10 protein-coding genes are annotated in these 14,246 nt (G+C 70.5%); all 10 read right to left on the bottom strand.

The window, feature by feature from the left end; translation table 11 throughout:
- Nucleotides 1–945 (bottom strand): SWIM zinc finger family protein (locus tag VLF18_RS07785; RefSeq protein ID WP_325279054.1); only part of this gene is annotated, 945 nt, incomplete at its 3' end.
- Entirely contained in the window at nt 942–2,066 is a 1,125-nt protein-coding gene (locus VLF18_RS07780) for a VWA domain-containing protein (protein WP_325279053.1), read from the bottom strand. The genes VLF18_RS07780 and VLF18_RS07785, both read right to left, overlap by 4 nt.
- A complete protein-coding gene (locus tag VLF18_RS07775; RefSeq protein ID WP_325279052.1) occupies nt 2,063–4,438 on the bottom strand; it encodes a DUF5682 family protein in 2,376 nt (791 codons plus the stop codon). Before VLF18_RS07775 ends, VLF18_RS07780 begins: the two co-directional genes overlap by 4 nt.
- Nucleotides 4,435–5,547: an AAA family ATPase gene (locus VLF18_RS07770; RefSeq protein ID WP_325279051.1), complete on the bottom strand. Its 1,113-nt coding sequence runs from the start codon at nt 5,545–5,547 to the stop codon at nt 4,435–4,437. The genes VLF18_RS07775 and VLF18_RS07770 overlap by 4 nt, the downstream gene beginning before the upstream one ends.
- 24 nt (nt 5,548–5,571) lie before the next feature.
- Nucleotides 5,572–9,516, bottom strand: a complete 3,945-nt coding sequence (locus VLF18_RS07765; protein ID WP_325279050.1) for a DUF4132 domain-containing protein — start codon at nt 9,514–9,516, stop codon at nt 5,572–5,574.
- Nucleotides 9,517–9,565: 49 nt separating this feature from the next.
- Nucleotides 9,566–10,246, bottom strand: a complete 681-nt coding sequence (ung, locus tag VLF18_RS07760) for a uracil-DNA glycosylase (RefSeq protein ID WP_325279049.1) — start codon at nt 10,244–10,246, stop codon at nt 9,566–9,568.
- Nucleotides 10,243–11,091, bottom strand: coding sequence for a response regulator (locus VLF18_RS07755; RefSeq protein WP_325279048.1), 849 nt, complete (start codon nt 11,089–11,091; stop codon nt 10,243–10,245). Before VLF18_RS07755 ends, ung begins: the two co-directional genes overlap by 4 nt.
- A 60-nt stretch (nt 11,092–11,151) precedes the next feature.
- Nucleotides 11,152–12,153: a permease-like cell division protein FtsX gene (gene ftsX, locus VLF18_RS07750; protein ID WP_325279047.1), complete on the bottom strand. Its 1,002-nt coding sequence runs from the start codon at nt 12,151–12,153 to the stop codon at nt 11,152–11,154.
- Complete coding sequence (ftsE, locus tag VLF18_RS07745; RefSeq protein ID WP_325279055.1) at nt 12,153–12,827, bottom strand: cell division ATP-binding protein FtsE; 675 nt, start codon at nt 12,825–12,827, stop codon at nt 12,153–12,155. Before ftsE ends, ftsX begins: the two co-directional genes overlap by 1 nt.
- Nucleotides 12,828–12,844: 17 nt before the next feature.
- On the bottom strand, nt 12,845–14,047 hold the full coding sequence (gspF, locus tag VLF18_RS07740; RefSeq protein WP_325279046.1) for a type II secretion system inner membrane protein GspF: 1,203 nt from the start codon (nt 14,045–14,047) through the stop codon (nt 12,845–12,847).
- Between the last annotated feature and the right edge of the window lie 199 nt (nt 14,048–14,246).

Below are 14,246 nucleotides of genomic sequence, written 5' to 3'. Positions count from 1 at the left end.
GGCCGCGGCCGCCGCGATCCGCGCGCCGAACTCGGCGAGCACATCGAGCAGCCGCTGCGGATCGAAGCGGCTCGAGCGCGCGGCTTGGGCGATCAGCAGCGCGCGCAGTTCGTCGAGACCTTCGGCCGGCCAGTTCCAGCCCAGCCGCACGAAGCGTTCGCGCAGCGCGACGCAGTCGGCATCGAGCGGCGTCCAGTCCTGGCTGCTGCCGTCGAGCCAGAGCCGCCGCAGGAAGCGCTGCGCAGCGGCCTGAGCCGCACTCGCTTCCGCGTCGAAGCCCGCCGCCGACGCCGCAGCGTTGCGCGGCAGCAGCTCGACGACCGCGTCGACCACGCCGCCGGCCTGGCGGAACGCCCAGACCGCAATGGCCACATGTTCACAATTCATGCCGAGCCGACAGTCGCAGCGCGCATGCGCGAGACTGCTGCGCGAGAAGAACCGCACCGTACACAGCGGCAGATGCGCGGTCGGCGTCGGCACGCCCGGTTTCCAGGCGCTCAGGCGCACGACGGGCTTCGCCGCAGCGAGCCGACGCGCCTGTTCGAGCGCGGCAGCCGGAAGCGCGTGCTGGAGCGCCGCATCGTCGAATGCGGCCGGACTCCACGCCGTGTCGGGCCCGGCCGCGTCGGCCGTGTCGCCGTCGCTCTCCACCGGTGCCGACTGCGTTCGCGCCCACGCCTGATACGCGAGCACGAGCGTCACGCGATGCCGGCAGAGTCCGGCCGCCGGACACGTGCAGCGCGCTTCGCGCAGCGACTTGCCCGGCGCGAGACTGGCCTGCTGGCCGTCCTCGTAGCGCGCCTGCACGGTCGCGTCTTCGAGCACGTCGATCTGCGGACTGCGCCCTTCGGCAATGTCCTTCTGCGCGCGCTTGACGAAACCCGGATTCGACAGCGCCGTCAGCGCCTCGATACTGAGTTCGACGAGATCGGCACGCACGTTCACTGCTTCACCTTCTCGGCGATCCAGCCGGCGAGCTCGCCCGGCGTCATCGCACCGACCTGGGCGCCGACCTTGACGAGCCGCGCGGCGGTCTCGCGGTCGTAGTTCGGCCGCGCGTCCGCGTCCAGCGCCGCGAGGCCGAGCACGCGGCAGCCCGCCTGCACCAGCGCCTGCACGCGCCGCACGAGTTCGCCCGCGTCGCCGCCTTCGTAGAAATCGCTGACCAGCACGATCATCGTGCGCGCCGGATTCGCGACGCAGCTCTGCGCATAGGCGACCGCGCGCGCGATGTCGGTGCCGCCGCCGAGCTGCACCTTCATCAGCAGCTCCACGGGATCGGCCACGTCCTGGGTCAGATCGACGACCGACGTGTCGAACGCGACGAGCCGCGTCTGCATGCCGGGCAGGTTCCACAGGCACGCGGCCATCACCGCGGAATGGATGACCGAGTCGACCATCGAGCCGCTCTGGTCGATCAGCAGGATCAGGTCCCAGCGCTGGACGTGCCGGCGCGAACGGCTCATGAAATGCAGGCGTTCGACGAACAGGCGGCCGCGTTCGCGATCCCAGCGCGCGAGGTTGCCGCGCAGCGTCCGCACGAAATCGAAATTGCGCGCGATCTTCAGCGACGAACGCCGGCGCCGGTCGCGCGGCCCGGCGAACGCCTGGCGCACTTCGGTCGCGAGCTTTTCGAGCAGTTGCCGCACGACCGCCGCAACGATGCGGCGCGCCGCGGCCAGCACGTCCGGATTCATCAGGTGCTTGGTCTGCAGTACGGCGCGCAGCAGGCTCTGCGACGGCGGAATGCGTTCGAGCACGTCGAGATTCGTCACCACCTCGGTGATGCCGTAGCGCTCGACCGCGTCGCGTTCGAGCCGCTCGATGACTTCCTGCGGAAACAGCCGGTGCACGTCGTTGATCCAGTCGGGCGTGGTCAGCTGCGACGGCTCGAGGCCGCCGCTGCGCTCGCCGCGCAGCGCGCGCTCGGGATCGCGCCCGTACAGCCACTCCAGCGCCGCGTCGGCGGCGAGCGCTTCGCCGGCGAGACCGCCGAGCGCGCCCTGCGACGCTTCGCCGAGCAGCAGGCGCCAGCGCTGCAGCGCGTCGGGAATCGCAAGGCTCATGCGGGTTCTTCCTCCGCTGCCGGCAGCACGCCCCAGCGCTGCAGGTTCTGCCAGAGTTCGCGCTCGCGCAGCGTGGCGCGCGCGATCGCCGCTGCGTCGATGTCGGCCGGCAGCGGCGCGGTCAGCGCGCTTTGCGCGAGATGCGCCGCGTCGTGCAGGCGCAGCACTGCGCTCGCGAGCCGGCCGCGCTCGCGCGCCGGCAGCCACGCAAAGGCGCTGCGCAGCGCCGGCAATGCCTGCACGAAATCGTGATCGTCGAGCGCGGCAACCAGCGCGTCGACGCCGCGCACGAAGGCCGGATCCTCGGCGATCTGTTCGCGTGCGAGCGCGAGCAGGCCCGACAGCGCATCGCCGATCGCATCCGGCGCGAGCCGGCCGAGCAGCGCAAGCGCCGCGCCGGTATCGAACGCCTCGCCTGCGGCGTCGCCGAGCTGCGGCAGGCTGACCAGCGCGCCGAGCGCCGCGCCGCGACTCAGCGGTGCCGCGGCTTCGTCGTGCGCCTTGCGCGCGAATACCGCGAGCGCACGCGCGACTTCGAGATCGAGTCCGTCGTCGCCGTCCTGCACGTCCGCCGCATGCCCGCGCACGAGATCGCGCAACGCGATCACTGCGCGCAGATGCGCGAACCCATCGGCGGCGGCGATGCCGGTGGCCGGTTCGAACAGCCACAGCGCGCGGTCGTACGCGGCAGCGATCACGACGGCCAGCAACGGTGCGCCGGCAACGGCGACCGCTTCGCCATGGCGGAACAACGGATACAGCACGGCCAGCGCCTGGCCGAGTTCCTCGAATCGCGGCGCCGCCGCGATCGCCGCGCGCAGATCCGCGAGCAGCGCATCGCCGACCGCGGCGAGTCCGGCCAGCGCCGCTTCGTTGAGTCCCTGCGCGAGCGCGACGACATCGCTGCGCGCGTCGCGCAGCTTCGTCTCGAGCATTGCGCGCGCCGCATCGGCGAGCGTCGCGCCGTAGGCGCCGGCCTCGATGAGCGCCGCGGTCTGTTCGAGCGGACGACCGAGCCGCCAGCGCTCGCGACGTTCGCCAGCCAGCGCGAGCGCCGGTCCGCGCAGCCGTTCGATGCCCGGAATGCCGAGCAGCCGCAGCCGGTGCAGCACGCGGCTTTCGCGGCGTCCGCGTTCGTCGAGCAGATCGATGTCGCGTTCGCCCTCGAGCGCGATACCGTGCGCCGCGAGTTCGCGCTCGACCGAATCGAGCAGCGGCGGCCGCGGCGTCTCGCGCGCGAGCGTGCCGCGCACATCGCCGGCCAGCACATCCATGACTTCGACGAGCAGCGGCGCGGTGCCTGCGCGGATCGTGCCGCGGTAGGTCCACGGCAGCGCGACGTCCTGGGCCTCTTTGAGCAGCGTGGCCGCGACCGCGTCGAGCCAGTCGGCGCGCAGCGGCTCGGCATGCGCGCGCAACAGCGCGAGTCCGCGCGCATGGGTGTGCAGCGCGATCAGGTCGGCCGTCGACGCGACGAGATTGCGCGCACGCAAGCGCGTCGCAATGTCGCGCACGAGCCGCATTCCCGCGCCCGCCGCGTCGCTTTCCCAGAGCCACTGGTAGTACAGCGGCGAGGACATGCCCGAGGCATAGCCCTGGAACGCGTCGAGCCGGCGGAAGCTGTACGGCACGAGAAATGAACCGTGGCGCAGCGCGGCTTCGTCGCGTGGCGGTTCGGGCACGTCAGGCTCGCCGTCGCCGGCATCGAGTTCGCGCCAGCGCCGCGCGAGCGCCGGCGCGTGATAGCCGCCGCAGACCACGAGCACTTCGCCGTCGTTGCGCGCCATCGCCCAGGCCATCCATTGCGCCATCTGCGTTTCGCGCGCGGCGTTTCCGGGCGAACCGGGATCGTCCCCGCGCAGATGTTCGAAGTGCGTCTGCAGCGCGGCGGCGAGCGCGTCGTCGCCGGTCTGCTGTTCGAACAGGTGATCCCAGAGCGCGTCGCGTCCGTCGATCGCGAGCCGCTGCGCGAGCGCCGCTTCGTAGGCTTCGGCGCGCGCCTCGTGTGCGGCGTCCGGTGCATCGGCATAGCGGTTCGGCAGATCGTCCATCGCGTCGTGCCAGGCCGGCAGATCGATGAAGCGCACCTGCGCGCCGCAGGCGCGACCGACGACGAGCGCCTGCCATTCCGGCGAGTGTTCGGCGAACGGCGTCCACGACCCGCGATGCGTGCCATCGCCCGACAGATAGCTGTAGATCGCGAGCGGCAGCGTGTGGCGCAGGTGCAGCTCGTCGATGCGCGCATTGAAATCGGCCGGGCCTTCGATCAGCACGTGGCGCGGGCGCAGCGCACGGATCCGCGCCGCGACGAGTCGCGCGCAGGCCGGGCTGTGATGGCGCACGCCGATGATGCAGGGCGCGCGTGCGCTCATGGCAGGCGGTGCCGCGCCTCGAAGTACGCGCGCCAGTGCGCGCCGGATTTCTTCGCGACCTTCTGCTCGAAATAGCGGCGCAGCTTCGCGCGGTCGTCGGCGTCGTCCTTGACCACGGTGCCCGCGATGCAGTCGACGAGGTCGGCCGGACTGCCGTTGCGCTGTTCGAGAAACCACGCGCGCACGCCGACCGCGTGCGCGACATTGACCGCTTCCGCCGTCGACATCACGGCATTGAGCTTGTCCATGCCGCCTTCGCGCCGCGCGCCGTCGCCGCCCGCGCGCAGGTCGCGGAACGTCGTCACGAGGAGTTCGAGCACCGGTTCCGGGACTGCCTTCGGAATGCCGCTGCGCGCGAGCAGCTCGGCCGACGCCTGCTGCACGAGCGCGAGTTCGCGCTCGTAGTCGAGGATCGGAAACACGGTCTCGAAATCGAAGCGGCGCTTGAGCGCGGCGGACATCTCGTTGACGCCGCGGTCGCGCGTGTTCGCGGTCGCGATGATGTTGAAGCCCTCGCGCGCATAGAGCATCGCCTGCTCGCCGGCGAGTTCGGGCACCGCCATCACGCGGTCGGACAGCATGCCGAGCAGGCAGTCCTGCACTTCGAGCGGCGCACGCGTGATTTCCTCGAAACGCACGACATGGCCGTCGCGCATGCCCTGGTACAGCGGCGCCGGCACGAGCGCGCGCGGACTGGGGCCTTCGTTGATGAGCAGCGCGTAGTTCCAGGAATACTTGATCTGGTCTTCGGTGATCGATGCGCCGCCCTGGATCGTCAGTGTCGACACGCCGCTGACCGCGGTCGCGAGCAGTTCCGACAGCAGCGATTTCGCCGTGCCGGGTTCGCCGACCAGCATGAGGCCGCGCCCGGTCGCAAGCGTCACGAGCATGCGCTCGATCGCGGCGACCGGTGCGACGATCTTGCGCGTGATGCGCAACGCGTCGTCGCCGAGCACGAATGCGCGGGCCGCCTTGAGGCTCAGCGCCCAGCCCGGCGGCCGCGGATCGCGGTCGGCCGCGTGCAGGCGATCGAGTTCCTCGGCATACAGGATTTCGGCCGGCGGCCGTTGCAGCTTCGGCGCGGCGGCTGCCGCGGTCTTGGCATTCATTGTCAATTTATCCCATTGTTCCGATCAGGCGCAGAGCGCTTCCATGTCGCGAATCAGCTCGCTCGCGGCGATCGCGTCGAGCGTCGAGAACGGCTTCGCATCCTGCATGCCGCCCCAGTTCGCCTGCACGCCGACGTGCAGCTCGTGCAGCTTCTGCTCGGGATACTCGCCGACCAGGCCGACGATGATGCCGGGCTCGAAGCTCAGCTCGATCACGACGTTGCGCGACAGCGGCTTCGTGAAATACCAGATGCCGCCGCCGTCCTGCGCCTCGCCGCGCCGCCAGCCCTTGTTGACGAGGCCGAGGATGCGGCCGGTCGGGACGACCTTGTCCTTCCAGCGCGCGAGCTCGGTCGTCGCGCGCTCGGCATCGCTCAGCATGTAGCTGTCGCGGCCGAGCTGCGGGAATGGCTGCAGCAATTCATAGTCGGCGAGCACCTGCGCGAACGCCGCGGCGACTTCGGCCGGCAGCTCCAGCGCGTGCGGCAAGCCGTAGCGGATGCGCTCGCCCTGCGGCAGGTCGACCGGCGCGTCGTCGGCATCGCTGCAGCTGCCGTCCTCGGCGACGCGGAAACAGGCGAGCAGACGTCCGCCGGCCTTGTCGTCCGCGCTCTCGATTTCGTAGACGCCCCAGATCAGGCGCTGCACGAGATGGCGCACGAGCGGATGGCCGGCGAGAAAGCGTTCGAACACCTCGCGCTCCCAGCGGCGCCGCGTGCACATCGCGATTTCCAGGCGCGTGACCTGCTGCGATGCGATCGTGCGGGCGTCCTTCTTCAGCGTCTTGAAGCGCTCGACGGCGGCCGAGGACAGCGCGTCGTCGTCGGCCTTCTTCGGCTTGGGCAGATCGGCCAGGCGCGCGCCGTCGGCGTCGCGCACATAGGGCTTCAGGGTCTCGTCGAAGCCGACGCGGAACCGGCGCGGACCGAAATCGAGCAGCAGCGTGCCGTGCTCGTCGAGCCCAAGATCGGGCGCGAGGCGGTCTTCGAGTTCTTCGGCACTGAGGCCGCGCGCGGTTGCGATCGCGTCGATCTTCTCGCGCGCCTTGTCCTGCAGCCCCTTGAACTTGACCTTCTGCGCGATGCCGTTGAGCAGCATCAGCGCGACGTCGCTGCCGATCGTCGCGAGCACGTCGAGTCCTGCGACCGCGCGCGCATGCGCGCCTTCGCCGGGCCAGTTGCGGAGCAGCGGCGTGAGCCGGCGCGCGGTGTCGTCGTTGCCGAGCCAGCCGAGCGCGGTCATGCCCCAGCCGTCCTTGGCCGGCGCGGCCGCCGCGAGCCACGCGGAGAACAGGTCCCAGGCGAAGTCGGCCAGCGACTCCGGCGTGCAGGCCTCCCTGAGCTGCGCGATGCCCGCGTAGAGTTCTTCGTTCGTCGGAAACATCAGCATCGTGCCGACGTGATCGAGCGCCGTATCCGACAGCGCCTTGCCGTTGCTGCGCAGACGCGGCCGGCGCCAGCCGCGCGGCGCCCAGAACGCCGGCAGGTTGCCGCGACGGCTCGGGAAGCGATCGAGCGGATCCTCGGCAAGCATCACGCGCACGCCGGCGCTGACGTCGTCGCGGCCGTAGCGCGCGGCGACGGCGTGGATCAGCGCCTCGTGCCCGTTCGCCGCGAGAAAGCGCAGCGACGCACCGGCGCAGTCGCGTGCCTCGCCGGCCTTGCCGAGCGCGGGCGCGATCAGCGCCGCGGCGGCGTGTTCCGGATAGCGCAGCAGCCAGTCGCGGCCGAAGCGGCGCAGGGTCTTGAGCTTCGCATAGGCGCGCGCGGCCATCGCCGCGAGTTCGATATCGGCGAAGCACTCGGCGAGACCGGTGTGGTCGGCCGGCGTGCGCCGGATCGCGCGCAGCGCGCCGGGCCAGGCGGCGAGGCCGAAGCGCGCGAGCATGTAGCCCACGTTCGAGTCGCTCGTGCCTTCGCCGGCGAGGCGGTTCCAGACCGCGAGCGCGAGCGCGTCCGGCAACTGCCCGATCAGGCTTCCGTTGACGACGGTGTAGTTGTAGCGGCGATTGGCCTGCGACTGCTTCCAGGCTGCATACAGCGACTCGACGTCGCCCTGCCGCAACGCGACGGCTGCCTGTTCCAGCAGTTGCTTCTGCAGCGTCTTGTCGTTCACGCCGTAGTCGTGCCCCAGACCCAGTTCGCGCGCGAAGCCGAACATGTCCTTGGCGAACGGCGCATAGCGCCCCTTCTCGTAAGTCGACAGCTCGCTCAGGCGCTGCCGTTCGCCCTCGTCCCAGAACGCTTGCGTCGGCAGGTCGAGCGGCGCAAGACCCAGCACCGTGGCCACGGTCTTGCGCGGCTTGAGCCACGGCGGATCGGCGAGTACGCCGGGCAGGTCTGCGGCATCGGCCACTTCGGCCGGCCCCTCGAGCAGCGCAAGCTGGCGATCGACGACGCCGTTGGCCGCGGCGTCGAGCCACGGCCGCAGCGATGCCGCGGCGGCCGTATGCGACTGCAGCAGCCCGCCGAGCAGCGGCGCCAACGCCGCGCTGTCGCGACCGCCCGCGGCGATGAGCCGCGCCAGCGACGCGATCGCCGCAAGCGGCCAGCGCTGTGCGGCCTGATTGAGCCGCACGAGACAGGCCTTGCTCGACGTCGCGGCATTCGCGAGCGCCGTGACCGCCTCGGGCACGCCGAAATACGTCAGCAGGTCGCCGGGCAGATCCTGGGTCGGCGCGCGCAGCAGCAGCGGCAGCGTGTCCATGCGCCGCTCGCGCAGCACGGTCGCGACCATGGACGCATTGTGGAGAAAGTATTGATATTCGGTCTTGCCGGCGAAAATGGCCTCCAGCGCCTCGGGCGAGGTCGCCGTCAGCTGCAGCCAGTGCAGCACGCCCGGCGCGGCCGTACCGCCGACGCGCAGCGCGACCTCGTCGGAGAGCTCCGGCGCGTCCGGGAACAGCATCGCCACGACGACCTGGCGCGCCGGATGCAGCGTGCCGATCTGCGCCTTCACGAGCGCGACGCAGGCCGCCCACGTAGCCGCGTCCGTGTCGGACAGGCGGCGCCGGAACACGAGTTCGTCTTCGGCCAGCGGCGAATACCAGACCGACGAAAACGGCCCCGACACGTGGCGCGTCAGCGCAACTTCGCGCGAGTGTCCGCGCTGCTGGCCGTGCCACTGCGTCCTGGACGCGACACCGTAGGCCTGCGCCTGCAGCAGCAGCTGCAGCGCGGCGACGAGGCCGCGGCTCGCGATCAGGTGCTCGGCGACGCATCCGGCGTCGTGGTGCTGATGCGTGTCGTCCGACAGCAGCGCGCACGACAGAGCGAGCAGCAGCGCGTCGGATTCGTCGCTGCCGCTGACGCCGCGCTGATCGAGCCGCTGCCAGGTCTGCTGCAGCAGCGGCCACAGCGACGTATCCGTCGCGGCGGAATCCAGCGTCGTGTCCTTGAGCAGGCGTTCGCGCGCGCGCAGCCAGTAGGCGCGCGGATCGGCGGTCGGCGGCTCGGCCGGAAACCGCCGCGACGGCAGCGGCACGACGCGGATGTTGTAGTTGTTCGCGCCGTGCAGGTATTTCCAGGCGCCGTCGAAATCCAGCGGCTCGCCGGCGGCGAGCCAGGGCGGCCGGTCAGCCGGTGCGGCCGGCAGCTCGGGCAGCGCCTCGAACGCCACGGGTTCGTCGGCGGCCGGCGCCTGCGCAGCGGGCGCAGCAACCGGAACGGTCGGCGCCGCCGCAACCGGCCCGGCGGGTTTCGCCTTTTCTTCCTTTTTCTCTTTGACTATTTTTGCAGCCGGCGCCGCCGCGGCGGCGGCATCGGCGCCGACTTCCGCATAGCCCTTGCCGGTCTTCTCGGCGACGAGCTTGTCGAGCGCGGCCCTGGCCTTGGCGGCGTCGGCGAAATTCTTGGTCTGGCTCTGGCCCTGCGTGCCGATGCGCCCCCAGCGTATCTCGAGATCCGCGTCGTTCTGCGCGATTTCCCAAAACTTGTTCGAAGCGCCCTCGGAGAATTCGAAGCGACGCATACCGTCCCTGTCCGGTCGTTGGCGAAGCGCCAAAGCTAAACGCGGCGGATTACAGCGTCCAGTCCACCGGCGCCATGCCGTGCTTCACGAGATAGTCGTTGGCCGCGGAGAAATGCCCGCAGCCGATGAAGCCGCGATGCGCCGACAGCGGCGAGGGATGCGGCGCCTTCAGCACGAGGTGGCGGCGGCCGTCGATGAGCTTTCCCTTGGCCTGCGCGTAGGAACCCCAGAGCAGGAAGACCAGATGCTCGCGCTCGCGGTTCAGCGCCTCGATCACGCTGTCGGTGAAGCCTTCCCAGCCCTTGCCCTGGTGCGAGCCGGCCAGCCCCTGCTCGACCGTGAGCACGGCATTGAGCAGCAGCACGCCCTGCTCGGCCCAGCGCGTCAGGCAGCCGTGGCGCGGCGGCACGAAACCGAGGTCGCGCTGCAGCTCGACATACATGTTGCGCAGCGACGGCGGCACCGGCACGCCGGGCTGCACCGAGAAGCACAGGCCGTGCGCCTGGCCCGGCCCGTGATACGGATCCTGGCCGAGGATCACGACTTTCACGGCGTCGAACGGCGTCGCGTCGAGCGCCGCGAAGATCTGCTTCGGCGGCGGAAACACGATCTTGCCGCCGCGCAGTTCGTTGCGCAGGAATTCCGACAGCGCCTGCATGTCGGGCCGATCGAAGTAGTTGCCGACGCGTTCCTTCCAGCTCGGTTCGAGCTTCAACCGCGCATCGGTCATGCGGTCTCCGCCATCAGCGTGCGCGCGTGCTGGCCCACGCGCAGCTGGAACAGCAGCTTCGTGATCAACAGGCGCTCCTCGATCGGCTTCTCGACGAGATCGTTCGCGCCCTGGCGGATCAGCACGGCCTGGTTCTTCGGGTTGTCGTCGCCGGTCATCACGAGCACCGGCAGCTGCGCCTTGCCGTAGCCGAAGTCGTTGCGGATGCGTTCGAGCAGATCGCCGCCGGTGAGTTCGCCTTTGAGGTTCACGTCGGTCAGCACGATATCGGCGCCGGGCACCCTGCCCTGCGCCTTGGCCGTGTCGAGCAGCGCGAGCGCGTCCTCGACGCTGACCACGTGCAGCACGGTCAGGCCGTGCTTTTCCATCATGCGGCGCGTCGCCAGTGCGACGACGCGGCTGTCCTCGACGTAGAGCACTTCGCCGGTGACGTTGGACTCGGGCCGCACGTAGCCGCGGATGAACGCGGCGAGCGCGGCGAAGCCCAGGGATTTGTCGAAATAGTCGGTGACCGCCTCGGTCATCGTGCGCGCAACCAGGCGCTCCTGCACGTCGCCGGACACGACCACGATCGGGATGTAGGCCTGCGGCGCGTGCTCGCGGATGTACTGCGCCAGTTCGAGGCCGTCCATGTCGGGCAGGCGCAGCGCGGTCGTCACGAAATCCACGACGCCGGCCTCGAGCTGCTGCTTGGCCTCGGCGCCGGACTCGCAGGCCAGAACGGTCACGCCCGGCAGATCGGCCTTGAGCACCTGTTCGATCAGCCGGCGCACGACCTTCGACCCGTCCACCACCATCACGCGGGGTTCGTCGCTGGCGATGTGTCGGGTCAGATGCGCTTCCATTGTGTTCCCCCCGAGGAACTCCGTAGTCGTGCTGCGCGGTGGATGACGGGCCGGCCTGCCTCAGTCCGGATGGGCTTCGGCGAGGTGCCGCGCGGTCGCAAGCATAGCGCCAAGCCAGCCCAAAACGGCACTGACGAACGGGACCAACAGGGCAGCCAGCGGCTCGAGACCACGCAAGATGAACCGGTGATCGTAGCTTTCCAGCAGCTGGTCGACCGGCGCGCGCAATGCCCACTGCACCGCGAACACGACGATCAGCGCAAGCACGCCGCTGAACAGGCCGTACCAGATGCCGGTGTAGAGGAACGGCCGGCGCACGAAGCCCGGGCTCGCGCCGATCAGCTGCATCACGGCGATTTCCTCGGCGCGCGACTGGATGTCCAGCCGCACGGTGTTGCCGACGACCAGCAGCGTGGCGAGCGCGAGCAGACCGGCCAGCACGAGCACGCTGCGCTGCGACAGGCCGAGGATCGCGCCGAGGCGCCGCCGCCAGGCCGCGTCGTATTGCACGAGGTCGACGTCGGCCTCGCGGCGCAGCTCGGCGAGCACGGCCGGCTCGGCCATGTCGCGCGTCTCGCGCGGCGTCACGACGAGCACATGGGGCAGCGGGTTGAACTGCAGCACGTCGAGCGCGTCGGCGAAGCCCGACATCGCGCGGAATTCCTCGATGCCCTGCTCGGGCGTGGTCTGCTTCACGGCGACGACGTCGCTGCGCGCGCGCAGCGCATCGGCCAGCACGGTGCTCGCGGCGGCGTCGGCGCCCGGCTTCAGAAACACCGTGATCTCGCGCGCGTCCTGCCAGCCGCCGGCCAGCGTGCGCGCGTTGTCGAGCAGGATCAGGAACAGCAGCGGCAGCGCGAGCGCGAGACCCATGACGAGCGCGGTCAGCGCAGTCGCCCAGGGCCGCGCGAGCAGGCGTCCGAGACTCGAGAACAGGCTGTACAGATGCTGGTCGCGCCAGCTCGAGAACGCGAAGCGCCGGCGCGGCGCGGCACGTTCTGCTGCGCGCGGCGGCGGCGCTGCGGTCTTCAGCCGGTTGCCGCTGGGTTTCCTGCCGAACATCACGCGCCTCCCGGCCGCCAGTCGTCGAGCAGCCGACCGTGGTCGAGCACGAGCACGCGCTTGCCCATGCGCTTGACCAGCGGCAGGTCGTGGCTCGCGACGAGCACGGTCGTGCCGACCTGCTGGAAGTCGGCGAACAGACGCATGATCTCGCTCGACAGCTGCGGATCGAGATTGCCGGTCGGCTCGTCGGCGATCAGCACCGAGGGCTTGGCGACGATCGCGCGCGCGATGCCGACGCGCTGCTGCTCGCCGGTCGACAGCGTGATCGGCGCGGCGCGCTCGCGTTCCAGCAGCCCGACCTTGTCGAGCGCCGCGCGCACGCGCTTGGCGATCTCGTCGCGCGCGAGGCCGGCGATGATCAGCGGCAGCGCGACGTTGTCGTAGACGCTGCGGTCCATCAGCAGGCGATGATCCTGGAACACCATGCCGATGCCGCGGCGCAGTTCCGGAATGCGGCCGCGGCGCAGGCCGTGCAGGTTCTGTCCGTTGACGGTCACGTGGCCGCGCGTGGGCCGCTCGATCAGGCCGATGAGCTTCAGCAGCGTGCTCTTGCCCGCGCCGGAATGCCCGGTCACGAACGCCATCTCGCCGGCGGCCAGCTCGAATGAAAGTTCATGCAGCGCCTCGTGCCCCGACGGATAGCGTTTGGTGACCTGGTCGAAGCGGATCATGGCCGCGGCAGTCTCGCTCACTTGACCATCTGGTTCAGATTGAAGATCGGCAGCAGGATCGCGAGCACGATGAACAGCACCATCGCGCCGACCAGCAGGATCACGGCCGGGCCGAGCACCGCGGTCAGCACCGCGAGCCAGCGGTCGAGCTCCTTGGCCTGGTGCGAGGCGGCTTCGTCGAGCATGCGTTCGAGCTGGCCCGAGCGTTCGCCGCTCGCGATCAGGCGCACGGCGACCGGCGGGAAATAGCCGCTGTCGGCGAGCGCGCGCGAGAATACGCCGCCTTCGCGGACCTTGTGCGCCGCGCGGCGCAGCGCTTCGCGCATCGGCAGATTGGGGACTACCTGGGCCGAGATCGCGAGCGCGTCGAGCAGCGGCACCGCGCTCGCGCTCAGCAGCGCGAGCGTGCGCGCCGCGCGCGCGGTGTTCGATGCGCGCGTCAGCTTGCCGATCAGCGGCAGGCGCAGCAGCCAGCGATGCCAGGTCATGCGCACGGATTCCCGGCGCAGCGCGAAGCGCGTCGCGACGATCGCGACGACACCGCTGCCGAACAGCAGCAGCCCCCAGCGCTTCACGAATTCCGACAGGCCGATCAGCACCGTCGTCGGCAGCGGCAGCTGCTGCTTCATGCTCGCGAACACGCCGACGATCTGCGGCACGACGTAGACCAGCAGGCCCGTGACGACGCCGACCGCGACGACGGTCAGCAGCAGCGGATAGGCCAGCGCGGTCAGCATCTTCTGGCGCAGCGCGTCGCGCGACTCGGCATAGTCGGCGAGGCGTTCGAGCACGGTCGACAGACGGCCCGACTGCTCGCCGGCCGCGATCGACGCGCGATAGATCTCGGGAAAACTCTCGGGGTAGTCGGCGAACGCCGTCGCGAGCCCGGCGCCTTCCATCACGCGCGAACGCAGCGCGACGACGAGACTGCGCGCACGTTCGTCCTCGCCCTGCTCGCCGAGCGCGGCGAGCGCCTCGTCGATCGGCAGGCCGGCGCTCAGCAGCGTCGCGAGCTGGCGCGTGAACAGCGCGACCTGCTGCGTCGACAGCCCGCGCCGCGACAGCGGCGAGACCGGCTTGTCGGCGACCGGCATGACTTCGAGCGGATTGAGCCCGCGCTCGCGCAGGGTCTGGCGCACGGCTCGCGCAGTATCACCCTGCAGCACGCCGCGCTGCGTCTTGCCGGCGGCGTCGAGGGCTTGGTAGGCGAATGCCGGCACGCGGACGTTCCCGAACGAGGAAGCCCGGATTGTCTACGGAATCCCGCAGGCGCGGTAGCCGGCAGCGCCGCCATTCCCGACGCGGGCGGAATCACGCAAACACGCCGTCCCTGGCGGCCGGCGGCCGAACGCAGGTTGCGGTGAACCAACGGCGAACCGCGACGTCGCCCTGCCCGGCACGAGCGAAACCGCGCCCCAC

The sequence above is a fragment of the Tahibacter sp. genome (assembly GCF_035481375.1).
Lineage (GTDB): Bacteria > Pseudomonadota > Gammaproteobacteria > Xanthomonadales > Rhodanobacteraceae > Tahibacter.
This window is presented reverse-complemented; position numbering and strand designations above follow the sequence as displayed.